Annotated in this window: 24 protein-coding genes; 10 read left to right on the forward strand and 14 right to left on the reverse strand. The window is 64.4% G+C overall.

Going from position 1 to position 25,241, the window contains the following annotated elements; translation table 11 throughout:
• Positions 1–104: 104 nt before the first annotated feature.
• The 3 genes from JX001_RS10230 to JX001_RS10240 all read right to left on the reverse strand — a co-directional run bounded on the left by JX001_RS10230 (position 105) and on the right by JX001_RS10240 (position 2,844).
• The gene (locus JX001_RS10230; RefSeq protein WP_205680990.1) at positions 105–665 is read right to left on the reverse strand and encodes a fasciclin domain-containing protein; all 561 of its coding nucleotides are present in this window, start codon (positions 663–665) and stop codon (positions 105–107) included.
• A gap of 11 nt (positions 666–676) precedes the next feature.
• Positions 677–1,672, reverse strand: coding sequence for a hypothetical protein (locus JX001_RS10235; RefSeq protein ID WP_205680991.1), 996 nt, complete (start codon positions 1,670–1,672; stop codon positions 677–679).
• 146 nt (positions 1,673–1,818) lie between these two features.
• A complete protein-coding gene (locus JX001_RS10240; protein WP_241004607.1) occupies positions 1,819–2,844 on the reverse strand; it encodes an NAD(P)H-hydrate dehydratase in 1,026 nt (341 codons plus the stop codon).
• Between JX001_RS10240 and JX001_RS10245 the strand changes: the two genes are divergently transcribed.
• Positions 2,767–3,105 carry a P-II family nitrogen regulator gene (locus JX001_RS10245; protein ID WP_008261682.1) on the forward strand — a complete coding sequence of 113 codons (339 nt, stop codon included), beginning with the start codon at positions 2,767–2,769 and terminating at the stop codon, positions 3,103–3,105. The two genes, JX001_RS10240 and JX001_RS10245, sit on opposite strands and share 78 nt — an antisense overlap.
• A gap of 81 nt (positions 3,106–3,186) precedes the next feature.
• Positions 3,187–4,593, forward strand: coding sequence for a type I glutamate--ammonia ligase (gene glnA / locus JX001_RS10250; RefSeq protein ID WP_066551526.1), 1,407 nt, complete (start codon positions 3,187–3,189; stop codon positions 4,591–4,593).
• Positions 4,594–4,694: 101 nt separating this feature from the next.
• Here glnA and tatC read toward each other — a convergent pair whose 3' ends face one another.
• The 3 genes from tatC to JX001_RS10265 are packed head-to-tail and all read right to left on the reverse strand — an operon-like array spanning position 4,695 to position 6,402.
• Positions 4,695–5,585 carry a twin-arginine translocase subunit TatC gene (gene tatC / locus JX001_RS10255; RefSeq protein WP_205680992.1) on the reverse strand — a complete coding sequence of 297 codons (891 nt, stop codon included), beginning with the start codon at positions 5,583–5,585 and terminating at the stop codon, positions 4,695–4,697.
• Positions 5,582–6,160 (reverse strand): Sec-independent protein translocase protein TatB, encoded by a 579-nt coding sequence (gene tatB, locus JX001_RS10260; RefSeq protein WP_205680993.1) that lies wholly within the window; start codon positions 6,158–6,160, stop codon positions 5,582–5,584. The genes tatC and tatB overlap by 4 nt, the downstream gene beginning before the upstream one ends.
• A gap of 23 nt (positions 6,161–6,183) precedes the next feature.
• Positions 6,184–6,402: a twin-arginine translocase TatA/TatE family subunit gene (locus tag JX001_RS10265; protein WP_017503863.1), complete on the reverse strand. Its 219-nt coding sequence runs from the start codon at positions 6,400–6,402 to the stop codon at positions 6,184–6,186.
• 110 nt (positions 6,403–6,512) lie between these two features.
• Here JX001_RS10265 and rnhA point away from each other — a divergent pair, with 110 nt between their 5' ends.
• Positions 6,513–6,965, forward strand: coding sequence for a ribonuclease HI (gene rnhA, locus JX001_RS10270; RefSeq protein ID WP_205680994.1), 453 nt, complete (start codon positions 6,513–6,515; stop codon positions 6,963–6,965).
• A gap of 42 nt (positions 6,966–7,007) precedes the next feature.
• On the opposite strand, the gene JX001_RS10275 is transcribed toward rnhA, so the two are convergent.
• The 6 genes from JX001_RS10275 to kdsA all read right to left on the reverse strand — a co-directional run bounded on the left by JX001_RS10275 (position 7,008) and on the right by kdsA (position 12,989).
• Entirely contained in the window at positions 7,008–7,466 is a 459-nt protein-coding gene (locus JX001_RS10275; RefSeq protein ID WP_205680995.1) for an NfeD family protein, read from the reverse strand.
• A 17-nt stretch (positions 7,467–7,483) separates the two neighbouring features.
• A complete protein-coding gene (locus tag JX001_RS10280) occupies positions 7,484–8,473 on the reverse strand; it encodes an SPFH domain-containing protein (protein ID WP_066551520.1) in 990 nt (329 codons plus the stop codon).
• 75 nt (positions 8,474–8,548) lie between these two features.
• Positions 8,549–9,640 (reverse strand): DUF3089 domain-containing protein, encoded by a 1,092-nt coding sequence (locus JX001_RS10285; RefSeq protein WP_205680996.1) that lies wholly within the window; start codon positions 9,638–9,640, stop codon positions 8,549–8,551.
• Entirely contained in the window at positions 9,640–10,629 is a 990-nt protein-coding gene (rfaD, locus tag JX001_RS10290; protein ID WP_205683152.1) for an ADP-glyceromanno-heptose 6-epimerase, read from the reverse strand. Before rfaD ends, JX001_RS10285 begins: the two co-directional genes overlap by 1 nt.
• An 8-nt stretch (positions 10,630–10,637) precedes the next feature.
• Positions 10,638–12,092 carry a D-glycero-beta-D-manno-heptose 1-phosphate adenylyltransferase gene (gene rfaE2 / locus JX001_RS10295; protein ID WP_205680997.1) on the reverse strand — a complete coding sequence of 485 codons (1,455 nt, stop codon included), beginning with the start codon at positions 12,090–12,092 and terminating at the stop codon, positions 10,638–10,640.
• A gap of 18 nt (positions 12,093–12,110) precedes the next feature.
• Positions 12,111–12,989: a 3-deoxy-8-phosphooctulonate synthase gene (kdsA, locus tag JX001_RS10300; RefSeq protein ID WP_205680998.1), complete on the reverse strand. Its 879-nt coding sequence runs from the start codon at positions 12,987–12,989 to the stop codon at positions 12,111–12,113.
• Between the two features lie 111 nt (positions 12,990–13,100).
• Between kdsA and JX001_RS10305 the strand changes: the two genes are divergently transcribed.
• Genes JX001_RS10305 through sseA form a run of 3 tightly spaced genes read left to right on the forward strand, consistent with a single transcriptional unit; the run spans position 13,101 to position 16,632 of the window.
• A complete protein-coding gene (locus JX001_RS10305; RefSeq protein ID WP_241004608.1) occupies positions 13,101–14,558 on the forward strand; it encodes a cryptochrome/photolyase family protein in 1,458 nt (485 codons plus the stop codon).
• A gap of 32 nt (positions 14,559–14,590) precedes the next feature.
• Positions 14,591–15,811: an SAM-dependent methyltransferase gene (locus tag JX001_RS10310; RefSeq protein ID WP_205680999.1), complete on the forward strand. Its 1,221-nt coding sequence runs from the start codon at positions 14,591–14,593 to the stop codon at positions 15,809–15,811.
• Positions 15,808–16,632, forward strand: a complete 825-nt coding sequence (sseA, locus tag JX001_RS10315) for a 3-mercaptopyruvate sulfurtransferase (RefSeq protein WP_205681000.1) — start codon at positions 15,808–15,810, stop codon at positions 16,630–16,632. Before JX001_RS10310 ends, sseA begins: the two co-directional genes overlap by 4 nt.
• Before the next feature lie 2 nt (positions 16,633–16,634).
• Here sseA and JX001_RS10320 read toward each other — a convergent pair whose 3' ends face one another.
• Positions 16,635–17,957: a dicarboxylate/amino acid:cation symporter gene (locus JX001_RS10320; RefSeq protein WP_205681001.1), complete on the reverse strand. Its 1,323-nt coding sequence runs from the start codon at positions 17,955–17,957 to the stop codon at positions 16,635–16,637.
• Between the two features lie 33 nt (positions 17,958–17,990).
• The gene (locus JX001_RS10325; protein WP_205681002.1) at positions 17,991–19,058 is read right to left on the reverse strand and encodes an amino acid ABC transporter substrate-binding protein; all 1,068 of its coding nucleotides are present in this window, start codon (positions 19,056–19,058) and stop codon (positions 17,991–17,993) included.
• A 104-nt stretch (positions 19,059–19,162) separates the two neighbouring features.
• Here JX001_RS10325 and metC point away from each other — a divergent pair, with 104 nt between their 5' ends.
• From metC to JX001_RS10345, 4 genes are read left to right on the forward strand one after another with little or no spacing between them, the layout of a single operon-like run.
• Positions 19,163–20,341: a cystathionine beta-lyase gene (metC, locus tag JX001_RS10330; protein WP_205681003.1), complete on the forward strand. Its 1,179-nt coding sequence runs from the start codon at positions 19,163–19,165 to the stop codon at positions 20,339–20,341.
• Positions 20,342–20,364: 23 nt separating this feature from the next.
• A complete protein-coding gene (locus JX001_RS10335) occupies positions 20,365–21,711 on the forward strand; it encodes an O-antigen ligase family protein (RefSeq protein WP_205681004.1) in 1,347 nt (448 codons plus the stop codon).
• Positions 21,686–23,770, forward strand: coding sequence for a DNA topoisomerase IV subunit B (locus tag JX001_RS10340; RefSeq protein ID WP_205681005.1), 2,085 nt, complete (start codon positions 21,686–21,688; stop codon positions 23,768–23,770). The genes JX001_RS10335 and JX001_RS10340 overlap by 26 nt, the downstream gene beginning before the upstream one ends.
• A gap of 49 nt (positions 23,771–23,819) precedes the next feature.
• Positions 23,820–25,232 carry an FAD-binding oxidoreductase gene (locus JX001_RS10345; RefSeq protein ID WP_205681006.1) on the forward strand — a complete coding sequence of 471 codons (1,413 nt, stop codon included), beginning with the start codon at positions 23,820–23,822 and terminating at the stop codon, positions 25,230–25,232.
• The last annotated feature ends 9 nt before the right edge of the window (positions 25,233–25,241 follow it).

The following is a 25,241-nucleotide window of genomic DNA, read 5'->3' on the forward strand; positions in this document are numbered from 1 at the left end:
TGATAAGCAAGCAATCTATTGGCTACACCACTTTGATTATACAACGGCCGCCCAAGTCGTCCATCTTCGAAGTCAGGTCGCTGAATCTTAGCTCAGATTAGTCCTCAGCTTGATTTCACGAGGACGCCGTCCGTGGGCTGAAGCACGCCGTTGGCGGCTTGTGTTTCACGTCCGGTCAAGTGGGCAACGGCTCCATCTGGCGCGGTGACCAGGATTTTGTCTCCATCGCGGCTGAAGGTCAGCAGAGTGTCCGCCATCGTGCGCATCTGGATGCCATCGTCGCCGCCGCGCTGAATCGCTGCAAGGATATCTGCGCGCGTCAGTGCCCCAGGCACAATGTGGGCGCGCAGAAGCGCCGCGCTTTGCGCCTTTTGCGCGTCACCAGTCAGGGACCCGCTCAATCCACTGAGTGACGCGTTCGAGGGCGCGAAGACGGTGTATGGGCCTTTGCTCGCGAGCACCTCTGGCAGACCCGCAGCCTTGATCACGCCATCCAGCGTGTCCAAGTCGGCGTTATCACGGATTTCCGCGTCCAGCGTCTTCGTTGAGGGCGCAGCCGCAAGCACGGCCCCGGACTTCGAGGTCGCCGAACCTTCGTTGTCACCGCAAGCAGCCAGGGCGAGCGCCATCATCGGCGCCAACGCCCACACATTGGTGTTACGCATTAGGCCCTCGCTCACGTCAGCAGCTGAATGATGGCCTGCACCACCTGAGTGGTGGGGTCGACCTGATACACATAGCCGTCATTGTAGCGATACAGGCTCTGTGGGCTGTCGACGTACCGGTCGCGATAGGCGTAGGGCACATTGTAGACGTCGTAACCCGCCGGCATGCGCTGGCCGACGTTGAACTGTTGCCCGGTCAGGAGCGCCGCGATCTGGCCGATCCCTTGGGTCTGTGGATCCACACCGTAGAGCACGCCATCAGCATAGCGGTACTGGTACCGGTCATTCAGCCCGTAATAGTCAGAGAAGTACTGAGGGGCCGGCTGATATTCGTATCGCGTCGGCCAGACATTGCCCTGTGAAAGAACGCCGCCGAGAACTGGCAGGTAACCGAGCAGGCCGCCTTGGGTGTTGTATCGATACATGTATCCGTCGCGGTACATGTAGTTCGCTTCATCTGCGCGAGTGCGCCACAAATAGTTGTAGCGGGCATAATCCTCTCTCGCGTCGACAATCTTGCGCGCTTGGCCGGGCGGGAGACAGCCGTTGTTCTTTCGGGCAAGCCCGGGAGGGCAACCGTCGATCACGGCGCGATCAAAACCCCGTCCATAGACTAGGCGATCACGCTCACGGTCGATGCGGCGATCCAACTCTCGCCGAGCATCCCTTGGGCTGCCTGCCATGACATCCGCACGACGCTCGATCTCGCGACGGAGGTCGCGCTCGGACATCCGGTTCTTTCCGTTCGTGCGCTCACCAACAAATGCTGGCTGACGAACATCGACGTGGGCTGCCGGCCCGCCCCTTCCACCTGGCCCATCATCACGACCTTCACGCGCCTCCTGATCGCCGCGCCCAGGACCATCCCGGCCAGGTCCGCCTTCGCGATGGTCGCCCCTGCCCTTCCCGTTGCCGTGCCCGCCGCCCTGTCCGGGCTGAGCTAGGGCGATGCTGGAGGAACCAAGAACGAGAGCTAAGGCCGCGGCAAGTGGGATGGATCGCTTCATCGTGAACTCCTTGTCGGCAGCCAAAACGTGTGCAGAGTACCGATGTTCCATCGTCGGCATGCCCTCCGCTCAGCCCACCCGTCAGGGGCTGGCTACCTTCAACTCTGTCTTGGCTTTGCTGGGCAGCCGCTTCGCAGATGGTCGTGTTAGTCCAGCGCCGAACTCCGCATCTCTGATAAAACCCTGGGCAAACAGTCCGGCAGGTCATCCGAAGTCAGTCCGGGACCGAACGTGTGCGCCGCATCCGAATGAAGCCACACGGCGGCGCAGGCCGCGTCGAAGCTCTCCATCCGCTGGGCCGCCAATCCGCCGATCATGCCGGCGAGCACATCCCCGGTTCCCGCTGTCGCCAGCCACGGCGAGCCGTTTTCGTTTCGGCGTACTCGCCCGTCCGGGGACGCGATCAGGGTCTGCGCGCCTTTCAGAACGATCGTCGCCTGAGCCAATCGCGCGGCCTCCTGAACGGCGACTTCGCGGCCCTGAGTGAGCAAACCTGGGAAAAGCCTCTCGAACTCGCCTTCATGTGGCGTCAGGATATCGTCGCGATCTAAAACCGCGAACAGTTCGGCTGTTCGCCCCTTGAAGACCGACAGGCCATCGGCGTCGATCACCAGAACGGCGCCGGTCGAGCCCAGCGCCTGAATGTTCGCGATCGTCGCATCGTCCAGGCCTGCGGCCGGCCCGATCACCACGGCGTCGCTGCCGGCGGCTTCTCGGCCTAAGTTCTCGGGTGAAGAAAAGGGCGTCAACATCACCGCCCGCACAGCCGGTGCGATCACTGACGCCGCATCTGGCGGACAAAGGATTCGCACGACCCCAGCGCCCATCCTGAGACCGGCATGGGCTGCAAGCCGCGCAGCGCCTGTCTGATGCGCCTTTCCTGAAACGACGGCCAAACGTCCACGCGCATGCTTGTGCGTTTCCGCGCTCGGCCAAGGCAGAAAATTGCGCCAGATCGCCGGGTCGTTGGTTTCTATCATCCGCGTTCCGATTATCCTTCGCCAGTCTGCGAAAATCGCTTGCTTTGAGCGGTCCTGCTGTGTCCCATTCGCGCCCGAGCGCCGCTGCATTCCGTGCGCCGCTCCGGGGTCGCCATGAAGAAAATCGAAGCCATCATCAAGCCCTTCAAGCTGGATGACGTCAAAGAGGCGCTCCAGGACGTGGGCGTGCAAGGCATGACCGTGCTGGAGGCCAAGGGATATGGCCGCCAGAAGGGTCATTCCGAACTGTATCGCGGCGCGGAATACGTCATCGACTTCCTGCCCAAGATTAAGATCGAGGTGGTTGTCGCCGACGACCTCGCGCCCGCAGTTGTCGAGGCCATTCAGACCTCGGCTCGCACAGGCAAGATCGGCGACGGCAAGATCTTCGTGTCCGACGTCGCCGAGGTGATCCGCATCCGCACCGGCGAAACCGGAGCCCAAGCCGTCTGACCTGACTACCCTCCCCGGCCCTCGGCCCTCGGGTCGCTGTCCGGTCTCCTCCCCAAACGACAAGAACAGGACTTTTCGAGAATGAGCGCCAGCAAGATCCTTAAAGAGATCAAGGATGAGGAGGTCCAATATGTGGACGTCCGCTTCACCGACACGCGCGGCCGTCTGCAGCACGTCACCTTCGACGTCGATCTGGTCGACGAGGACTTCCTGAACGAAGGCACGATGTTCGACGGCTCGTCGATCGCCGGCTGGAAGGCCATCAACGAGTCCGACATGCTGCTGAAGCCGGACCTGACCACGGCCTATATCGATCCCTTCTATCAACAGAAGACGATGTTCCTGTTCTGCGACGTGCTGAACCCGGACACCGGCGAGCCCTACAACCGCGACAGCCGCTCGATGGCCAAGAAGGCGCTGTCCTACGTCCAGTCGTCGGGCGTGGGCGACCAGGTCTTCTTCGGACCGGAGGCCGAGTTCTTCATCTTCGACGACGTACGCTGGTCCACCCAGCCGCACGACACCGGCTACAGCTACGATTCGACCGAGTTGCCCGCCAACACCGGCGCTGAGTATTCCGAAGGCAACATGGGCCATCGCCCTGGGCCCAAGGGCGGCTATTTCCCCGTCAATCCGGTCGATTCCGGACAGGACCTGCGCGGCGAAATGCTGGGCGTCATGCGCGATCTGGGCCTTCAGCCCGAGAAGCACCACCACGAGGTGGCTCCGGCTCAGCACGAACTGGGCCTGAAGTTCTCGGACCTGCTGACCATGGCCGACCGCCTGCAACTCTATAAGTACGTGATCCACAATGTGGCCCACGCATACGGCAAGTCGGCGACCTTCATGGCCAAGCCGATGTTTGCGGACAACGGTTCGGGCATGCACGTTCACATGTCGATCTGGAAGGACGGCAAGCCCCAGTTCGCCGGCGACCAGTACGCTGGTCTGTCGCAGGAATGTCTGTGGTACATCGGCGGCATCATCAAACACGCCAAGGCCATCAACGCCTTCGCTAACTCGACCACCAACAGTTACAAGCGTCTGGTCCCCGGCTATGAAGCCCCGGTGAAGCTGGCTTATTCGGCCCGTAACCGTTCGGCCTCGATCCGTATCCCGCACGTCTCCTCGCCCAAGGCCAAGCGTCTGGAAGCCCGCTTCCCCGATCCGATGGGCAACCCCTATCTGACCTTCGTCGCCCTGCTGATGGCCGGTCTGGACGGGATCGAGAACCGTATTGATCCGGGCGCGCCCGCCGACAAGAACCTCTACGACCTGCCGCCGGAAGAGCGCGGCTCGATCCCCGAGGTCTGCGGCTCGCTGCGTGAAGCGCTGGAGAACCTGGACAAGGACCGCGCCTTCCTCAAGAAGGGCGGCGTCATGGATGACGACTTCATCGACAGCTACATCGAACTGAAGATGGAAGAGGTGATGCGTCTGCAACTGCACCCGCATCCGGTCGAGTTCGACATGTACTACAGCTGCTGATCACCTGATCGCAGTCAAGACAAAGGGCCGGGGATCGCTCCCCGGCCCTTTTTTTGCGTGGCTTGACTGCTTCGAGCAGCGATCGACACGCCGCCGTGGCGCTAAGCCATCTCGGCTTCCAGATCGTCCGCCTTCTTGCGGCGCAGCTCGATCAGCCGCACGCACCAGATTGAAATTTCGTAGAGAATGACCAGCGGCACAGCCAGCATCAGTTGGCTGATCGGATCGGGCGGCGTGACGACCGCCGCGACCACGACGACCGCCACGATGGCGTAGCGACGACCGGCCGCCATGACCTTGGAGCTAATCAGACCGGCGAGGCCCAGCAGAGTCGTCACCACAGGAAGCTGGAAGCAAAGACCGAAGGCGAGCAGCAGGGAGGTGACCAAGCTGAGGTAGTCGGAAATCTTTGTGGTTTGCGCCACGGATATGCCGTCGGTCGCCACCTGCTGGCTCAACGAGAACAGCATCACGAACGGCAGCATGACGTAATAGACCAACGCCCCGCCGAGGCAGAACATCACGGGCGCGGCGATCAGGAACGGCAGAAACGCCCCGCGCTCGTTGCGATAGAGGCCCGGCGCCACGAACCGGTACATCTGCCACGCCATGACCGGGAAGGTCAGGACCGCCGCACCAAAGGCTGCGATTTTCATCTTGGTGAAGAGCTGTTCCAGCGGCGCCGTGGCGATCAGTTGGACAACGGCGGCGCTCCCTGGCGGATAGGGTCTGATTCCCGTCATCACCGCGATCAGTTCGATGGGATTGGCGTGCCCGCCCGTCGCCAAAGCTGCGGCATGGATCGCCACGGCGGCCTGATACGGCTTGATCAGCGCAATCTGGATCTGATTGGCGAAGGCGAAGCAAAGGACGAAAGCCAGGAAGAAAGCCACCACACAGATGAGCAGCCGCCCGCGCAGCTCGATCAGGTGATCCATCAGGGGCGCGCGCGACGCCTCGATCTCGGCCTCGTCACGATCGGAAGGCGTCACAGGTCAACGGCTTTCTTGCGCGAGGTCTTGGACTTGGTGGCTGCAGGCTTGGTCTTGGCGGCAGGCGCGGCGGTCTTCGGTTTGGCGACTGTGCGAGGTTTGTCCGTCGCCGATCCCGAAACACCCGTCCCCGCCTTGGCCCTTGGGGGCGTTCGCTTCGGTTTCGTCGTCGTGACCGGCTCAAAAGCCGCCGGCGTATCCGGCCATTCGTCAACCGCAGGCGTCATGATCGGCGCCTCCGGCTCGGGCGCAGGCAGAACAGCCGCCGCAGTCGGCCCGGTCAATCCGGCGTTGATGTCCTTGAACGCGGCGTCCGCCTCGGCGCCCAGGGGATACATCGCCCCCTGCCCCGTCCGCAGCGCCTCGACCTCCTTGCGCAGGTCGTCCAGTTCGGACTGACGCGCCATCTCGTCGAAACTGGATCGGAACTCGTTGGCCATGGCGCGCGCCTTGGCCACCATCTGACCGACGCGACGCATCAGGACAGGCAGGTCCTTTGGCCCCACGACAAGCAGGGCCACCAGACCGATCACCACTAATTCGAAACCCCCGATACCGGGGCCAAGCCCGCCCATGCGTCAGCCCTTACAGACGACGACTAGCGCTTCAGCTCTTCCTTTTCCGCCTCGGTGCGCGGCAGCGAGCTGACGCCCTCGTGTGGGCCGTCCTTCTTGTCTTCGTCTTTCAGGCCGTCCTTGAAGGCGCGGATGCCTTTGGCGGCGTCGCCCATGATGCCCGACAGCTTGCCCCGGCCGCCAAACAGCAGCGCGATGACGACGATGACGATGGCCCAATGCCAGATGCTCATGGAGCCCATGGCTAATCTCCTCGCGGGGATCGGTCATCCGATCCCATCCACTCTTATTCGACCCGCATATAGGCGCAGTGATGGCCCCGCGCCAAGGGAGGCTGTAGGTCTGCGCGACCATGAGTCCCTCCGATCACGTCATCATCCACACCGACGGCGCCTGCAAGGGCAATCCGGGCCCCGGAGGCTGGGGCGCCGTGCTTCAAGCCGGCGGCGGTCACGAAAAGGAGTTGTGGGGCGGCGAGCCCAACACGACCAACAACCGGATGGAGCTGATGGCCGCCATCATGGCGCTGGAAGCCCTGAAACGGCCCTGCAAGGTCGAACTGCATACCGACAGCAAATACGTCATGCAGGGGATCACCGAATGGATGCGCGGCTGGAAGGCGCGCGGTTGGCTGACCTCGGATAAAAAACCGGTCAAGAACGCCGACCTGTGGCAGCGGCTGGATGCAGCGCGCCTGCGTCACGACGTGAAATGGCGATGGGTGAAGGGGCATGCCGGGCATGAACTGAACGAGCGCGCCGACCAGCTGGCGAATCGCGGCGTCGCGGAACTGCCTCGGCGCTGAGACGCGACATTTGGCTAAAGGCGCCGCGACAACCGTTGCGGCTCAGACCGGCGACTGGACCGTCAACAAAGAGCCGTTCACCCGCATCACGACCACGTCTTGGCCCTCAAGCGGCGCCTCGCCCACGATCTCGGCCGGCCATTCGGCGCCGGAGATGAAGACGCGACCGCGGCCCGAGACGAACGTCTCGACCACCCGTGCCCGCTGGCCAACCAGACGGCTGTCGCGGTCATTGATGTCGGGGCCGTCGGGATTGGCTTTGGAGATCAGGCGGCGGGACAGCAATGTGGCGATGACGGTCAGAACCGCGAAGACGGCCACCTCGCCCGGCAGCCCCAACCGCACGCCCGCCGCCGTCATGACCGCGACAACGCCGGCCGAAACAGCGGGCCAAAGCAGCCATTCGGTCGAGAACATCGCCTCGACCGCCAGCAGCAGAACCCCGATCGCCAACCAGATCCAGAACGGCTGGGCGACATAGAGATCAGCAAGCGACATCATCGGTCAGCCTCCTTCGATCAGGCCGAGGGTGGAACGGAGCCCCCGGCGGGGCGGCGGGGCGGCGCCGGCCGCACGGGCGGCGTCGCAGCCGAGTTCTGATCCTTGGCCAGGCTGACCATCTCGCCGATGCCGGCGATCGTGCCGACCAGGGCGCCCATTTCGGCGGGCACGATGACGGTGCGCTGCTGCGGGCTGCGCGCCAGTTCGGCGAAGGCCTCGACGTATTTCTGGGCCACGAAATAGTTGATGGCGTTGACGTCCCCGCGGGCGATGGCTTCCGACACCATAGCCGTGGCGCGAGCCTCGGCCTCGGCCTCACGTTCCCGCGCCTCGGCGTCGCGGAAGGCGGCTTCCTTGCGACCCTCGGCCTGAAGGATGGCGGCCTGTTTGGCGCCCTCGGCGCGGGCGATGGCGGCGGATTTCTCGCCGTCGGCCTCTGTGATGACGGCGCGACGTTCGCGCTCGGCCTTCATCTGACGGGCCATGGCGTTGGTGATGTCTGTCGGCGGGGTCAGATCCTTGATCTCGATCCGATTGACCTTGACGCCCCACGGTTCGGTCGCTGCGTCAATGACATGCAGCAGGCGCGTATTGATGCTGTCGCGCTGGCTCAGCACCTCATCCAGTTCCATCGAACCGACCACGGTCCGCAGGTTGGTCATGCACAGCTGCGAAATCGCATAAGGCAGATCATCAACGCGATAGGCGGCGCGGGCGGAGTCCATTACCTGGATGAAGACGATGCCGTCCACCTTCACCATGGCGTTGTCCTTGGTGATGACTTCCTGGGTCGGCACGTCCAACACCTGTTCCATCATGTTCATGCGGCGGCCGACGCGTTCCACGAACGGCGTCAAAAAGCCGATGCCCGGGCTCAGCGTCTTCGTGTATTTGCCGAAGCGTTCGACTGTAAATTCACGGCCTTGCGGCACGATCTTGATCACGCTGATCAACAGCACGATGGCCAGCAGCAGCACGACGCCGGCGAAGATGGTGGTCACGTCCATTCAGATCCCTCCCTGACGCGGCAAGCCTACCCGCTGTGCGCGAGCGGCGCCAGACAAACCGAGAGGATGGCCGCCTTAAAGGTCGTGCTTGGCCCGCCAGGCTGCGAGACGCACGCTGACGTCACGTTCAATGTCGCCGTAAAACAGGTTGTAGGGGACGATCTTGCGCCGATCCGCCCAACTTCCGCCAGCAGTCAAAAAGTCGGCGTCCGGCGCGCTATGCCACAATAGGCCGCCACGGCATTCCGTGGAGATCAACCGACCAGTGAGAGCCGGTCGGGCGCCCCATTCCAAGCCGGTCGCATTGGTCGCGCCGCTGTGCTGACGCGCCGCGGCGCGCGGCTGGCTCGCAGCGCCCGTGACCGGATTCACGCAGATTGGGTCAGTGGACAGGTTCACCAGATCGCCGCGATCATCCCATTCCAGAGCGCGTCTCAGCTTGCGCCGCGCGCCCGTTTCGTCGCCGTCCTGCACCGACGCCCAGGCCACGATACATCCCGTTTGATCGGCGGCATCGCAGGGCGAGATCGCCTGCCGGAACATCTCGCGCCCGACCAAGGTCTCAATCAGATAGGCGGCGACAAGCCTGTCCTTCAGCGCCGGATTGGCGCGGAGTTGGTCGCGAACCAGACGCGCCGTCAGCTCTCCGCCCTGTTCCACGCCGGCGATAACAACGGGGCCGGCGGGATGCTGTTGCAGCCACAGTTCGAAGGCGGCCTTCACGTCCCCATAGGCGAAGGCGCGCGCCTCGCGCGCGTCATCACGCAAGGTCAGCCGGGTATAAAGGCTGGCTTGGCGATAGAGGGGCACGCTGACCCTGCCTTCTCGGGCGAAGGGCGACGCATAGTTCGGCAGCACGACGCGCCGCATATAGGCGTTGGCCCGCGCATCGTCGATCGGCCCATTCCACTCGGCGCCACCATCGAAGGTGGTCGGCATGACGAAGAAGATCGCCGCCTGGTTGGGCGCGCCCTGGTCGATCAGCGCCCAGGAGGATGTCTTTCGATAGTCGGGCGCGGGCGGTGGCTTGTAGGTCTGGAAGGGCACCTGAGGGTCCAACCCTGCCCTCAGAATGTCGCCGCTCCACACCGCAACGGCGGCCGTCAGCACGAAGACGGCGACGAAGCCTGCATATCCGACCCATTGCCTGAAGGTCAGCCGACGCATCAGCGGTACGGATCGGCCGTGGCGAGGAAGTCCTGCACGTAGCGCCGCACGCCCTCTTCCAACGGCGTGGACTGCCCCTCGAAGCCTGCGGCGCGTATGCGATCCATGCGGGCTTCGGTGAAATATTGGTAGCGGTCGCGGATCGACAGGGGCGTATCGACATAGTCGATGGACGGCGTCTTGCCGGCGGCCTCGAAGGTGGCGCGCGCAAGATCGGCGAACGACCGCGCCTGACCCGATCCTGCATTGAAGATGCCCGAGACCTGCGGCGACTGGAGCAGAAACTCGATGATATCAACCACATCGTCGACATAAACGAAGTCGCGCATCTGGCCGCCGTCCGCATAGTTCGGATTGTGCGACCGAAACAGGGTCACGGTCTCGCCCGCCGCGACCTTGGGCCAGATTTGCGCCACGACCGATTTCATTCCGCCCTTGTGACCTTCGTTCGGGCCATAGACGTTGAAGAACTTCAGTCCCGCCCACTGGCGCGGCGCCTGACCCCGATCCGCCTGCCGAACTGCATGCTGATCGAACAGCATTTTCGAGTAGCCGTAGGCGTTTAGCGGACGAAGCTGAGATAATGAATCTGCATCGTCATCATCGTTGAAGCCCGTCTCGCCGTCGCCATAGGTCGCAGCGGAAGACGCGTAGATCATCCGCGAGCCTCGAATTGCGCACCAGTCCCATAGGTCGCGCGACAGGGTGAAGTTGGTCCGCAGAATCAGGTCGGCGTCAGGCTCGGTCGTCGAAGAGATCGCGCCCATATGCACCACGGCCTCAATCCGCTCGGCGTGGCGCTCCAACTGCTCGAACAGTTCTTCGGGCGACCAGAAGTCAGCGATCGCGTGCTTGGCCAGGTTCTTCCACTTGGCCAGGTCGGCCGTCTCCAACCGATCGCAGACGACCACATCATAGGCGGTCTCGGCTGTCAGCCGCGCAACGACGTTTGAACCGATGAAACCGGCGCCGCCGGTCACGACGATCATTCTCGGCGTCACAGCGCGCTCCCTGTCATCTTCTCGATCGTTCGCGTGGTCGAATAACCATCCTTGAAATCCGCCAGCTTGACCTCCCCGCCCCAGCTTTCGACCAGATCGCCGCCCACGACGCCCTCGCGCGTATAGTCTGAGCCCTTGATCAAAACATCAGGACGCAACCGTTCGATCAGGGCGATCGGCGTCGGCTCATCGAAGCTGGTGACGCGGTCGACGCTGGCCAGCCCGCCAATAACGACGGCGCGACTGTCCAGATCATTTACTGGTCGCCCCTCGCCCTTCAGTCGCTTGACCGATGCGTCGGTATTCAGCGCCACGACCAGACGGTCGCACCAGCTGCGCGCCTGCGCCAGATAGGCCACATGGCCGCGGTGCAGAATGTCAAAACAGCCGTTGGTGAAACCGACCTTCAGGCCCTGACGTCGCCAGCCCTCGACCTCAACCGCCAGCTCGTCGAACGGCGTCACCTTGGATACCGCAGCGGTGGCGTGCTGGCTCAGTTCGGCTTCGATCAGCTCAGCGGGTGTAACCACGGCTGTGCCGGCCTTCCCGACGACCACGCCCGAGGCCAGGATAGCGAACTCGACCGCCATCTCCAGCGACGCGCCGGCGCCCAGCGCCAACCCGATCGCGGCCAAGCCTGTATCGCCCGCGCCAGACACGTCGAAGACCTCGCGCGCCCGGCCGGGGAAGTGCTTCACGGGTTCGCCGCGCTGCGCCAGGGTCATGCCCTTGCCCGCACGGGTGACGATGATCGCCTTGGCGGTCGTGGCGGCCAGCAAGGCGGCCAGCGCCGTTTCGACCTCGGCGTCCGTCCCGACTGGCAGGCCGGTAGCGCCGGCCAGTTCCGAAGCATTGGGCTTTATGACATCGACGGCGCCGTAGCGAGCGAAATCCCTCCCCTTTGGATCGACGACAACTGGCGCCCCGGATGTCTGCGCCGCGTTCAGCGCGGAAGCCACAAGCGCGTCGCTGACGACACCCTTGGCGTAATCTGAGAGCAAATAGACCGAGGCATCTGTAAACGCGTCCGAATCCTGAATCCCGGTCGGCGCAGCCTCGTCATCCAACCGCAAGAGCTGTTGGCCGCCCGAAACGAAGCGTGTCTTTACGATTGTGGACGCGCCTGCCGGCCTCGCCACGACGTCCTCGATGTGCGGCTCGGCGGCGATCAGAGCGGTCAGTTCCACCCCAGCCGCGTCGCCGCCGATCACGGCGCCCAGCCGCGCCACCCCACCCAGGGCCGCGATATTGCGCGCGACGTTGCCGACGCCGCCCGGCATGGCGACGGTGCGGCTGGTGCGGAGCACAGGGATCGGCGCCTCGGGCGAGATTCGGCTGACCTCGCCATAGACGTAGCGATCCAGCATCAGGTCGCCGACGCAGGCGACCTTCAGGCCGCGCACGCGCTCCAACAGGCTTTGCAGGGCGCCCAGGTCAAAGGTGTCAGACATGGGCCCGACCTAGAGGATTCAGGCGGCCTGCGCCACCGGCGCCTTGGCCCCGATCTTGATGGCCAGGTCGTCGAAGGCGATCAGTTCGGCGGCCAGAGCCTCGAACTGGCTCAGCGGCACCATGTTGGGCCCGTCCGAAGGTGCATTATCCGGGTCCTGGTGCGTTTCCATGAAGACCGCATCAACGCCGACGGCCACCGCCGCCCGCCCTAGCACCGGCACGAACTCGCGCTGGCCGCCCGACGACGCGCCCTGCCCGCCCGGCTGCTGAACGCTGTGTGTCGCATCGAACACGACAGGGCAGCCGATCTCGCGCAGCACCGGAAGCGCCCGCATATCGCTGACCAGAGTATTGTAGCCAAAGCTGGCGCCGCGTTCACAGGCCATGACGTTGGGATTGCCGGCGCCGACCACCTTGGCGATGACGTTCTTCATGTCCCAGGGGGCCAGGAACTGACCCTTCTTGATGTTTATCGCCTTGCCGGTGGCGGCGGCCGCCAGCAGCAGGTCGGTCTGACGGCTGAGGAAGGCCGGAATCTGCAGCACATCGACGACCTCGCCGACCGGACCACACTGAACCTCGGAGTGAACGTCTGTCAGGGTCGGCAGGCCGGTCGCCTCGCGAATCTCGGCGAAGATCGGCATGGCGTCGTTCAGACCGATTCCCCGCGCGGCGCTGGCGCTGGTCCGGTTCGCCTTGTCGAAACTGGTCTTGTAGATGATGCCGACGTTCAACCGCTCGCCGATTTCCTTCAGGGCATGGGCCGTCTCCAGCGCGTGCTGGCGGCTCTCCATCTGGCAAGGACCGGCGATGAAAGCGATTCTTGCGCCGCCGCCGATGACGACAGGCGTCCGAAGACCTTCGGACAACGTAATGACAGCGTTGGGTCGGCTCACGAGGCGGCTCTTTCGACGTTCGGTGTTGTGGAGGCGGCTGTTGCCGCAGCTATTGGGCCATCAGGTGGCGCTCTGAAGGGATGAGCGCAAGTTATCACGGAGTTCGCCCGCGTGGCCACCAAACCTGTCATCCTGTGGTTCCGCCGCGATCTGCGACTGCATGACAATCCCGCCCTGAACCACGCGGCGGAGACCGGGCGACCAATCCTGCCCGTCTATATTCTGGACGAGCATGGCGAACGGCCGATGGGCGCCGCGTCGCGCTGGTGGCTCGACAAGTCTTTAAGGGCGCTGGATGCGGCGCTTCAAGAGCGCGGTTCGCGCCTGATCCTGCGCAAGGGCAATGCTCCGACCCAGCTCCAGGCGCTGATCGCCGAAACCGGCGCCGACGTCGTCTTCATGAACCGCCTGTTCGAACCCGAGACGTTTGAGTACGACGCTGAGATCGCCCATACGCTCAAGGCGGACGGCGTCGAATGCCGGGGCTTCAATGGCGCCCTCCTCTGCCGCCCTGGCGAGGTGCTGAACGGTTCGGGCCAACCGTACAAGGTCTTCACTCCGTTCTTGAGGGCCCTGCTGGCCACGGCCGAGGCGCCGGCTCACACAACCGGACCCCGCCAGATACAGACGCCCAAAACGGTTCAATCCCACGACCTCGACAGTTGGAAGCTGCACCCCCGCCGACCGGATTGGTCCAAGGGCTTCGACTGGACGCCGGGGGAGGATGGGGCCTCGCAGGCCTTATCCAGGTTCATACCTTCCGGCCTGAAGACCTATGCCAAGGATCGCGACTTTCCCGACCGGCAAGGCGCCAACAGCCGCCTGTCGCCGCATCTTCACTGGGGCGAGATCAGCCCTTGGCGTGCGATAGACCGAGCCCGACAGGCAGCCAAAGATGGCAAGGTGTCGTCGGCGGAGTCCGACAAATTTATTGCTGAGATCGGCTGGCGCGAGTTCTCCGCGCACCTGCTGCACCATTTTCCCTACATCGCCGAGCGCGCGTTCCGTCCCGAATATGACGCCATGCCCTGGCGTAAGGACGACGCGAGCCTTAAGGCGTGGCGACAGGGGCGGACCGGATACCCGTTGGTGGACGCCGGGATGCGTCAGCTCTGGACGACGGGGTGGATGCACAATCGGGTGCGAATGGTCGTCGCCTCCTTCCTGATCAAACATCTGCTGATCGACTGGCGCGAAGGCGAAGCCTGGTTCTGGGACACGCTGGTGGACGCCGACCGGGCCAGCAATGTGCAGAACTGGCAGTGGGTCGCAGGGTCGGGCGCAGACGCCTCCCCCTTCTTCCGCATTTTCAATCCCATCACGCAGGGCGAAAAGTTTGATCCCGACGGCGGCTATGTCCGTCGGTGGGTGCCGGAACTTCGCCACCTGCCGGACCGCTGGCTACAGTCGCCCTGGACCGCACCCGCTGAAGTGCTGCGTGACGCCGGGATCGTTTTAGGGCGCGATTACCCCAAGCCGATCGTCGAACACGAGAAGGGCCGCGCCCGGGCGCTTGCTGCCCTGAAGACCGTTTCCGGTCGCGGCGACGACCACAGCGACCGTGATTGACCCCCCTTGTATTCCGCGTTGAAAGTCAAAAAATGAGCGTCGCACACGCCGATATCGAAGCTGTCGCCAGCCGAACACCGCGCGTGTTCGCTATGATGCTGCGGCTTCTAGCCGCAAACTGGACCTTCGGCCGCTTGACGGTGAAACTGCCCAATGGCGAGACCCATGTGCTTCAAGGCAAGCAGCCGGGCCCCAGCGGCATAATGACCGTGCGCGACTATCGGTTCGCACGCCGCGTCCTTGCGGCCGGCGATATCGGGTTCGCCGAAGGCTATATCGCGGGCGAGTGGGACAGTCCGCACCTGGCCGGTCTGCTCGAAACCCTGGTGGACAACTACGATCACATCCGGCGCCTGTTCGACGGCAACCTGATCATGTGGGTGGTCAACTGGCTGAGCCACCGCACCAATCGTAACAGCAAGACCGGATCGAAGAAAAACATCCACGCCCATTACGATCTGGGCAATGCCTTCTATTCCCAGTGGCTGGACGGCACGATGACCTATTCATCGGCCCGCTTCAGCCGCGATGGCGAAGCGCTGGAGGCGGCGCAACGTGAGAAATACGCCGCCTTGGCCCGAATGATGGATCTTCGGCCGGGCATGTCGGTGCTGGAAATCGGCTGCGGCTGGGGCGGCTTCGCCGAGTTTGCGGCGCGCGAGATCGGCGCCAACGTCCTTGGGATTACGATTTCCAAAGAGCAGCACGATTTCGCTCGCCAGCGCATGTTCAACGCGGGGCTGAGCGATCGCGCCGATATTCAGCTCATCGACTACCGCGATGTGCAGGGTCGATTTGATCGGGTGGCGTCCATCGAGATGTTCGAGGCTGTGGGCATGGAGTATTGGCCCGCTTACTTCGGTAAGGTCCACGACGTCCTTCAACCTGGCGGCAAGGCCGGACTGCAGATCATCACGATCCAGGACGACCTGTTCGACGAATACAATGCCCGGACGGATTTTATCCAGAAGTACGTCTTCCCCGGCGGAATGCTGCCCTCCGAAGAACGGCTGGCGCCGGTCGTGTCGAAAGCTGGTCTGTCCTGGCAGTCGGTGGAACGGTTCGGCCTTGACTACGCTGCGACGCTCAAGCTTTGGGATGAGCGTTTCCAGGCCTCCTGGGGCGAGATCAGCAAGCTTTCCGGCTTTGACGAAAGATTCCGCCGGCTCTGGCACTTCTATCTGGCCTATTGCGAGGCTGGTTTCCGCTCTCGCCGCACCGACGTCATCCAACTGAGCCTGTCTCGCCCATGAGCCCGCTGATTTCGACGACAGACCTTGCCGCGCGATTGGGCGCGCCTGATTTGCGAATCGTTGACGGCAGTTGGCATCTGGACGGCCGCGACGCGCGCGCCGACTTCGAACAGACCCATATCCCTGGCGCAGTCTTCTTCGATCTGGACGCGATATCGGATCGCGACAGCGCTTTGCCCCACATGATGCCGACGCCAGAGGCCTTTGGGGCGGCGGTCGGGACCCTGGGCCTCTCCGTCGATGACCAGATCGTCGTCTATGATACAGCCGGATTGTTCTCGGCGGCGCGCGTCTGGTGGATGCTGAAGACGATGGGCGCGACGAGGGTTCAGGTGCTCGACGGCGGCCTGCCGCGCTGGCGTGACGACGGCCTGCCAACCGTCTCCGGGCCTTCAGTCGCAGATGCCAAAGACTTCCATGCCAAGATGGCGCCCGATGCTGTCGCCTCGTTGGATAACGTGCGCGCGGCCTTGGCCCAGGACGCCCAGGTCGTGGATGCGCGAGGCGCACCACGATTCAACGGCGCGGCGCCCGAACCTCGCGCCGGTGTTCGGAGCGGCCACATGCCCGGCGCGCTCAACCTCCCCTACGGCCGATTGCTAAACGACGACGGCACGATGAAGCGTGGCTCAGCTTTGGTGCAGGCCTTTGCGGACGCCGGTGTGGATATCAGCCGACCCGTGATCACGACCTGCGGATCCGGAGTGACCGCAGCAATACTGACCCTGGGCTTAGCCGAACTCGGTCGTCCGTCGCGGCTTTATGACGGTTCCTGGGCTGAATGGGGCGCCCGAACGGACACCCCCGTGGAAACCGGCTGAGATCAGGCCGGCGGCGCCACGGGGACGACATCGTCGGCGTCGATCGGTTCGTCTTCCTCGCCGCGCGAAACGACAGTCGCCAGAACCAGGTCGCCCGTGACGTTCAGCGTCGTGCGGCACATGTCCAGGAAGCGGTCGACGCCCAGGATCAGGCCGATGCCCTCCGGCGGCACCTTCACCATCACCAGGATCATCGCCACGACCGGCAGCGAACCGGCCGGCACGCCCGCCGTACCGATGCCCCCAAGGATGCAGACCAGCATGACGATGATCTGCTGCGTGATCGTCAGGTCGATGCCGAAGAACTGGGCCAGAAACAGCACCGTCACGCCTTCAAACAGGGCCGTGCCGTTCTGATTGGCGGTGGCGCCGACCGTAAGGACGAAGCGGGCGATCTTGCGCGGCAGCTTCAGCTCCTGCTCGGCCGCCTTCAGCGACACCGGCAGAGACGCGTTGGATGAAGCGGTCGAGAAGGCCACGACCATCGGCTCGCGCACGCCTTTGAAGAAGGCGATCGGCGACCGGCCGCCAAGAAGCCAGATCACCAGCGGATAGACGACGAACATGTGGATCGCCATCGCGCCCACCGCGACGCCGACATAGGCTGCCAGACGCACCAAAAGGTCCCAGCCGAACAGGGCGGCCAGATTGAACATCAGGCAGGCGATGGCGATGGGGGCCAGTTTGATGAAGAGGTTGATCAGCTTCATCGTGACTTCGAACATGCCCTCGATGACCTGCTGCAAGCGGTCGGTCGCAGGCGACTTGGCCATCACCAGGCCGATGCCGAAGAACAGAGCGAACACCATCACCGGCAGGATCTGGTTCTCTGATGCAGCGGTGAAGACGTTCGATGGGATCAGATCCAGGAAGAAATCACCCAACTGGATGGTTTCGGGCGCGCCGCTGACGATGCCGGCGGCGCCGTCACGTCCCTGGTCCAGCAGTTGCTGCGCGAGGACCGGATCCACGCCTCGCCCAGGCTGGAACACATTGACCATCACCAGGCCGATCACCACGGCGATGCTGGACACAAGGATCGTCAGCAGCAGGGTCTTGATACCCGCGCGACCCAGCGAGCTGAGATCGCCCATCTCGGCCACCCCGACCACCAGGGCCGAGAACAGCAGCGGGATCACCATCATGAACAGCAGGCGCAGGAAGATCTGGCCCAGTGGGCCGGTGACGTTGTCCGTCAGCCAGACCACCCAGGCCGTATCCGCTCCCAGCGTCAGATTGACCAGCAATCCCCCGATCAGACCGACCGCGAAACCGATCAACATCAGCCAGTGCAGCGCAAGGCCGCCGCGTTTCGTCTCGGTCATCTGTCCCCCAGGAAGCGATGCAAGCGTCGGCGCTTATCGGATCGGCAGGCCATAGATCAAGCCGGCCGGGCGCGCGTTCCATTGTGCGTTCAAACCGCGCGCCAGGTCGAGCGCCGATTGCGATCCCAGATTTCGTTCGAAGATCTCGCCATAGTTCCCTGCGGCTTCGACCGCGTCCTTGGCCCAATCGTCGGACAGCCCAAGCATGGGGCCGAACTCGCCCTCGGCGCCCAAAAGACGTCGCACGCGTGGGTCCGTCGTGGTCTTGAACTGATCTTCGGCATTGGCCTTGGTGACCCCGAGTTCTTCGGCCAGCATCAGGGCGTTCAGGGTCCAGCGGACGGTCGAGGCCCAGCGTTCGTCGCCCGACTTGACCACCGGTCCCAGCGGCTCCTTGGACGCGACATCGGACAGGATCACATGTTCGTTGGGATTGGTCAGCACAGTCCGCGCGGCGGCTAGCGCAGAGATGTCGGCGCTGAACGCGTCGCAATCTTCACGGCCATAGGCGTCGCGCGCCGCTTCCTCCGTTTCGAACACGACGGGCCTATAGTCGATGCCGCGAGACCGGAAATAGTCGGCGGCGTTGGCCTGGGATGTCGAACCCGACTGAACGCAAACCCGCGCGCCCGTCAGTTCTGTAGCGCTGTTCAGATTCAGCGAACGCCGGACCAGAAAGCCCTGGCCGTCGTAGTAGTTGATTCCGGCGAAAACGAACCCCTCGCCCGCGTCGCGGCTCATGGTCCAGGACGAGTTGCGCCAAAGCACATCGATGCGGCCGTCGTTCAGCGCCCTGAATCGATCAGACGCCGACAGAGGCACGAACCGCACCGCATCGGCATCGCCCAGCACCGCCGCCGCCGTCGCGCGACAGAAGTCCACGTCGAAGCCGCGCCACTGGCCGCGATTGTCGGTGTAGGCGAAGCCGACCAATCCCTGATGCACGCCGCAGTTCAGGCGACCGCGGCGTTTGATGGCGGCCAGCGTCGGACTTTTTGCGACCGCAGTCGAGGACGCTTGCGCGGGCGTGGCAGGGCTGGTTTCCGGCGCAGGGCTGGCGTCCTTGCGCCCGCAAGCCGTCGTCATCAGCACGACGGTCATCGCTCCGATCGTCCAGCACCGCATCGCGTTCCTATCCCTCGCCGCTTGCGCCCCGCTGGCTTTAGAGGCCTTTAGGGACCAATCCGCAACCCATCGGAGGGGCCATGTCGCCGCTTTCGGACCGCACCCGCCTGATCGCCGCCGCCACGCGACGCGGCCAGGGTCGGCGCGGCGTCAATCCCCCGATCGAACGCGCCTCGACGATGTTGAGCGATAGCGCGGCCGTCATGGGCGACGAGACCGACGGGCCGACCTATGGGCTCAGCGGCGCCAGCGCAGCACGCGATCTTCGCCGCGCCCTGGCCGATCTGGAGGGGGCAAAGGACGCCTTTCTCGTTCCGTCGGGTCTTGCGGCCGTCACGGTTCCGCTGCTGGCGCTTTTGAGGCCTGGCGACGAGGTGATCACGACGGACGCCGTCTATGGTCCGACGCGCCGGTTCCTGAGTCGGTATCAATCGGCCCGCGGCGTCACGACCCGCTTTTTGCCCGCAGACGCAGACGCGCAGGCTGTTCTGGCCGCCATCGGCGAACGCACGCGGTTGGTGCTGATGGAGTCGCCGGTCTCTCTCACATTCGAAATGGTCGATGTTGCCGCCGTGGCACGGGCCTGCCGCGCGCGAGGCGTCCTGACGGTGGTCGATAATACCTGGGCCGCCGGCCTGGCCTATCGTCCGCTGGCCCATGGCGTGGATGTCAGTGTTCAGGCCGTCACCAAATATGTCGGCGGTCATTCGGACGTGCTGATGGGCAGTATCGCTTCGAACAATCCCGCCTGCCTGCGCGCCATCGGCGACGCCATCGAAGATCTCGGCTGGCATGTGTCGCCCGACGACGCCTGGCTGGCGCTGCGCGGCCTGCGGACTTTGCCGCTGCGGTATGCCGAACAGGCGCGGTCGGCCTTGATCGTCGCGGAGTGGCTGCACGCTCGACCCGAGGTGTCCCGCGTCCTCTACCCGCCCCTGCCCGGCTCGATCGGTCATGATCTGTGGCGGCGAGATTTCACCGGCGCGGCGTCTCTGATGGGCATAGTCATGAAGGGCGGCGACAAGGCGGCGGGCGAGGCCTTCCTGAACGCCCTGACCTTGTTCGGCCTGGGTTATTCTTGGGGCGGGTTCGAAAGCCTGATCACCCACGAGACGCATCAGATGGCCTACCGCCATCATCCGCCTGTGCTTGAGGGCGAACTGATCCGACTGCATGTCGGTCTTGAAGATCCTGCGGACCTTGTCGCCGATCTAGAGCAGGGCCTCGCCGCCTTCACCGCCGCGCTCACGGTTCCTTAAGCGCCGCAAAGGACTGTGCGCCCGTGCGCGAACCGCCCGTTCAGACCCCGGATGATTCGCCGCCGCTGTGGGAACAGTGGGCGGCCGGCTTCGTCGTCTTCATGCTGACCGGCGCCCTGATCGCGCCCGTGATCGCGCCGACCCAGGTCGAAACGCCGATCCTGCGGTTCATCTGGTTGCCGGTCTATGCCGTCATCGTCGGCCTGATCGTCTTTCGCTTCGACAAGGTCATCCGCGCCTGGCCGGCATGGCTGATGATGTTCGCCCTGGTCGCCCTGTGTTTCGCCTCGAAATACTGGTCCATCGACCCCGAGGTCACTGAGCGCCGCGTCATCGCCATGGCGATCAACAGCGCCTTCGCCATCTATCTGGGCACCCGCTTCCGTGACGACGCCCTGCCGCGCGTCCTGATGTACACCTGTCTGGTGATGGCGGTCGGCAGCCTGATCATGGTGTTCGGCTACCCGAAGGTCGGGGTGCACCAGTTCGACAACGCCGGCCTTTGGCGCGGCCTCTGGTACGAAAAAAACCAGATGGGGCTGGTCATGGTGGTGGGCGCCGTCTCCGCCGCAGCGACCCTGGCCGCCGATCATATCGCGGGCCGCAGCCACCGGTTCTGGATCTGCCTTCTGACATTGGGCCTGACCACGCTCCTGGTGCTCGCCACCCAATCCAAGACATCGCTGCTATGCTGGGGCCTGGGCTTGGGCATGATCGGCGGATGGTGGGCGTTGAAACAGGGCGGCGCCGTCATCACCGTCATCGGCATTTGGCTTGCCGTCATCCTTGCGGCGGGCGCGACCTGGCTCTGGAACTCCGACTCCGCCGCAATCCTCGAGGCGCTGGGCAAGGACCCGTCGCTGACCGGCCGCACTCTGATCTGGGAAGCCTTGATGCGAAAGGTCGCCGAGCGCCCCTGGACGGGATACGGCTTCAGCGCCTTCTGGGGCGTGGACTCGATCCCCGCGCGCGAAATCCGCATCGAGACCCAATGGCCCGTCCCCTCCGCTCACAACGGCTGGATCGACCTTCTCGTGCAGCTGGGCTGGCCCGGTGCGGTGGCTGTGGGCGCCATCATGGCGATCTCTGCGATCTTCGTCATCGCGCGCACGAACGGGCTCGGTGCGCGCGAAGGCTATTGGAGCATCGCCTATCTGTCCGCCTTCACCGCCTTGAGCCTTTCAGAGAGCGTTCTGCTGACCCACGCGAACCTGCCGTGGATACTGATGCTCGCGATTATGGCCCGCGCCGTGACCTTCGATCCGGCCCCGTTTCGCGCGCCGCTTGCCCGACCGGCCTCACGGGCCTACCAGACCCGGTCCCGAATCGCCTCAGACTATGTGAATGGCCGCCGACCTCTTCGCTTTTGACGACGAACCCGAAGCTCGCAAGCCCGAGCCGCCCAAGCCTGTTGTGGTGACCCCAGCTGCGGCTGCGCCCATTGCTATCTCAACGCCTGCGCCGCCGCCTGTTCAGGCTACGGCCACGACGGCGGCCGCAAGCGGCTATTCGGCCTCCTCCATCGAGGTGCTGGAAGGCCTGGAGCCCGTTCGCAAACGCCCCGGCATGTATATCGGCGGCACCGACGAGCGCGCCCTGCACCACCTGTTCGCCGAAGTCCTGGACAACGCCATGGACGAGGCGGTGGCCAAACACGCCAAGCTGATCACCGTCGATCTGGACGCCGACGGCTATCTTTCGGTGCGCGACGACGGACGCGGCATTCCGGTGGACCCCCACCCCAAACACCCCGGCAAGTCGGCGCTGGAAGTCGTCATGACCGTGCTGCACTCTGGCGGCAAGTTTTCCGGTAAAGCCTATGAAACCTCAGGCGGTTTGCACGGCGTCGGCGTCTCGGTCGTCAACGCCCTCAGCGAAAGCGTGGAGGTCACGGTCTGGCGCGACGGATTTGAGTGGAAACAAGCCTTCAGTCGCGGTCACGTCCTCGCTCCGATCCAGCAGATCGGCCCGTCCAAGAAGCGCGGCACGCTGATCCGCTTCAAGCCGGATGAAGAGATCTTCGGCATGGGCGCGGCCTTCAAGCCCGCCCGCCTGTTCCGCATGGCGCGGTCAAAGGCCTACCTGTTCCGCGGCGTTGAGATCCGCTGGACCTGCGCGCCGGAGCGGATCACCGACGCCACGCCCGCCCAAGCCAGTCTGCATTTCCCCGGCGGCCTGGCCGACGCTCTGATCGACCGTATCGGTCAGCTCGAGACCGTCACCCCGACTTTCGCCGGCCGCGCCGAGCGTCAAGGCGAAGCGGGCGCTTTCGAATGGGCCGTCACCTGGTCGCCGATCGGCTTCGGCGAGTCGGACGGCTTCATCCAGTCCTACTGCAACACCGTCTCCACCCCCGACGGCGGCACCCACGAGGCCGGCTTCCGCGCCGCCCTGGTCAAGGGGCTGAAATCCTACGGCGAACTGACCAACGAGAAGCGCGCCGCGATCATCACGGCCGAGGACGTCATCGCCAATGCCGGCGCCCTGATCAGCGTCTTCATCCGCAATCCCGAATTCCAGGGCCAAACCAAGGACCGTCTGTCCTCGCCCGAGGGCGCGCGCATTGTGGAGCAACTGCTCCGCGACCCGCTGGATCACTGGCTGACCGAGAGCCCCAAACAGGCCAACGCCCTGTTGGGCTTCGTCATCGATCGCGCCGAGGACCGTCTGCGCCGCCGTAAAGACAAAGAGGTTCAGCGCGCCGCCGCCACCCGCAAGCTGCGTCTGCCGGGCAAGCTGTCGGACTGCAGCCGTCAGTCGGCCCAGGGCACCGAACTCTTCATCGTCGAAGGCGATTCGGCGGGCGGCTCGGCCAAACAGGCGCGCGACCGCACGACCCAGGCCATCCTGCCCCTGCGCGGCAAGATTCTGAACGTCGCGTCCGCCACCGCCGATAAGCTGCGCGCCAACGTCGAGCTGTCCGACTTGGCCCTGGCCTTGGGCGTCCAGCCCGGCAACCGGTTCAACATCGACGACCTGCGCTACGAGCGCATCGTCATCATGACCGACGCCGACGTGGACGGCGCCCACATTGCGGCGCTGCTGATCACCTTCTTCTACCGCGTCATGCCCGAGACGATCCGTCAAGGCCGGGTCTTCATGGCCCTGCCGCCGCTCTATCGCATCAGCGCCGGACCCTTGAGCGAATATGCCCGTGACGACGCCCATCGCGACGAGTTGCTGGCGACCGTCTTCAAAGGCAAGAAGACCGAGATCGGCCGGTTCAAGGGTCTGGGCGAAATGATGGCCTCCCAGCTCAAGGAGACCACCATGGATCCCAAGAAGCGCACCCTGGCGCGCATTACGGTGCCCGACGCCGAGGCCAGCATCGAAGACCTGGTCGAGCGCCTGATGGGCAAGCGCGCCGACGCCCGCTTCCAGTTCATTCAGGAAAACGCCCAGTTCGTGAAAGAAGAACTCGACGTCTAAGGGCCTAGCGGCCCTTCCAACGCACGGCGACGCCTGACAAAAGGGAGGCATGCAGACGCCCGCCCCCTCCGCCGCCGTGCTTGACCAACTGAAAGCCGCGCTCGGTTCGGGCGGCTGGACCCAGGATCCCGAGGTCATCGCGCCGTCGCTGACCGAATGGCGCAATCGCTGGACGGGCGACACGCCGATTCTGCTGACCCCACGTTCGACGGAAGAGGTCGCGCGCGCCGTGACGATCTGCGCGCGCGAGGGCGTCGCAATTACGCCTCAAGGCGGCGGCACGGGACTGGTCGGCGGCCAAATCCCCTTTGGCGAGGTCCTGCTGTCGACCCGCAAGCTGCGCGCCGTACGCGATGTGACACCGCTTGACGACGCCATGACGCTCGAGACCGGCCTGACCCTGCTGGAAGCACAGCAGGCGGCGACGGCGGCCGGCCGCTACTTTCCGCTCAGCCTGGCGGCTGAAGGCTCGGCCACCATCGGCGGCGTCATCTCCACCAACGCTGGCGGCACCCAGGTCCTGCGTTACGGCATGATGCGCGACCTGGTGCTGGGCCTTGAGGCGGTCATGCCCAACGGCGAAATCTACCGGGGGCTGAAGCGGCTGCGTAAGGACAACACCGGCTACGATCTGAAACAGCTGCTGATCGGCGCCGAGGGGACACTGGGCGTCGTGACCGCCGCCACGCTGAAGCTGTTCCCCATCATGCGTTCGCGCGCCGTCGCGGTGGTCGGGCTGGAAACCGCCGCCGCCTCCGTCAAACTGCTCGCCCGCGCCAAGGCCGAGACGGGCGGCGGGGTGGAGGCCTTCGAACTGATGAAGCGCCTCGGGATGGAACTGGTCCTCAAGAACATCCCCGACACCCGCGAGCCGCTGGACTCGACGCCCGAGTGGTATGTCCTGATCGAGATCGCCTCCGGTACGCCCGGCGGCGCCGAGGCCCAGATGGAGGCATTGCTGGAGGTCGCTTTCGAGCAAGGCCTTATCACTGACGCCGCCATCGCTCAGAACGACGCCCAGCGCGCCGCCTTCTGGCGTCTGCGCGAAGAACATTCGGCGGCGCTCAAGCCCGAGGGCGGCGGCTGGAAACACGACGTCTCCGTCCCGATCAGCCGCATCGCCGATTTCATCGACGAGGCCTCGGCCGCCGTGGAACGCTTCCATCCCGGCGCCCGCATCTCGGTCTTCGGCCATGTCGGCGACGGCAATCTGCACTACGACATCCTGCCGGGCGTCGGTCAGGACATCCCCGCCTTCATCGCCCGCTGGAAGGAAGGCTCGCAAGTGGTTCACGACGTTGTCGGAACCTACGACGGCTCCATCTCCGCCGAACACGGTCTGGGCCGGCTGAAAACCGAAGAGGTCAAGCGCTACAAGTCTCGGCTCGAGATCGAAACCATGGCCGCCATCCGCAGAGCCATCGATCCCAAGCGGATCATGAACCCGTCGGTCCTGTTCTAGAACCGACGG

Origin of the sequence: Brevundimonas fontaquae, assembly GCF_017086445.1 — a bacterium.
GTDB classification, from domain to species: domain Bacteria; phylum Pseudomonadota; class Alphaproteobacteria; order Caulobacterales; family Caulobacteraceae; genus Brevundimonas; species Brevundimonas fontaquae.

Coding starts and splice junctions, on each gene's coding strand:
- JX001_RS10230 (WP_205680990.1), bottom strand. CDS start 665: ATGCGTAACACCAATGTGTGGGCGTTGGCGCCGATGATGGCGCTCGCC.
- JX001_RS10235 (WP_205680991.1), bottom strand. CDS start 1,672: ATGAAGCGATCCATCCCACTTGCCGCGGCCTTAGCTCTCGTTCTTGGT.
- JX001_RS10245 (WP_008261682.1), top strand. CDS start 2,767: ATGAAGAAAATCGAAGCCATCATCAAGCCCTTCAAGCTGGATGACGTC.
- glnA (WP_066551526.1), top strand. CDS start 3,187: ATGAGCGCCAGCAAGATCCTTAAAGAGATCAAGGATGAGGAGGTCCAA.
- tatB (WP_205680993.1), bottom strand. CDS start 6,160: ATGGGCGGGCTTGGCCCCGGTATCGGGGGTTTCGAATTAGTGGTGATC.
- JX001_RS10265 (WP_017503863.1), bottom strand. CDS start 6,402: ATGGGCTCCATGAGCATCTGGCATTGGGCCATCGTCATCGTCGTCATC.
- rnhA (WP_205680994.1), top strand. CDS start 6,513: ATGAGTCCCTCCGATCACGTCATCATCCACACCGACGGCGCCTGCAAG.
- JX001_RS10275 (WP_205680995.1), bottom strand. CDS start 7,466: ATGATGTCGCTTGCTGATCTCTATGTCGCCCAGCCGTTCTGGATCTGG.
- JX001_RS10280 (WP_066551520.1), bottom strand. CDS start 8,473: ATGGACGTGACCACCATCTTCGCCGGCGTCGTGCTGCTGCTGGCCATC.
- JX001_RS10285 (WP_205680996.1), bottom strand. CDS start 9,640: ATGCGTCGGCTGACCTTCAGGCAATGGGTCGGATATGCAGGCTTCGTC.
- rfaD (WP_205683152.1), bottom strand. CDS start 10,629: ATGATCGTCGTGACCGGCGGCGCCGGTTTCATCGGTTCAAACGTCGTT.
- rfaE2 (WP_205680997.1), bottom strand. CDS start 12,092: ATGTCTGACACCTTTGACCTGGGCGCCCTGCAAAGCCTGTTGGAGCGC.
- JX001_RS10310 (WP_205680999.1), top strand. CDS start 14,591: ATGAGCGTCGCACACGCCGATATCGAAGCTGTCGCCAGCCGAACACCG.
- sseA (WP_205681000.1), top strand. CDS start 15,808: ATGAGCCCGCTGATTTCGACGACAGACCTTGCCGCGCGATTGGGCGCG.
- JX001_RS10320 (WP_205681001.1), bottom strand. CDS start 17,957: ATGACCGAGACGAAACGCGGCGGCCTTGCGCTGCACTGGCTGATGTTG.
- JX001_RS10325 (WP_205681002.1), bottom strand. CDS start 19,058: ATGACCGTCGTGCTGATGACGACGGCTTGCGGGCGCAAGGACGCCAGC.
- metC (WP_205681003.1), top strand. CDS start 19,163: ATGTCGCCGCTTTCGGACCGCACCCGCCTGATCGCCGCCGCCACGCGA.
- JX001_RS10340 (WP_205681005.1), top strand. CDS start 21,686: ATGGCCGCCGACCTCTTCGCTTTTGACGACGAACCCGAAGCTCGCAAG.
- JX001_RS10345 (WP_205681006.1), top strand. CDS start 23,820: ATGCAGACGCCCGCCCCCTCCGCCGCCGTGCTTGACCAACTGAAAGCC.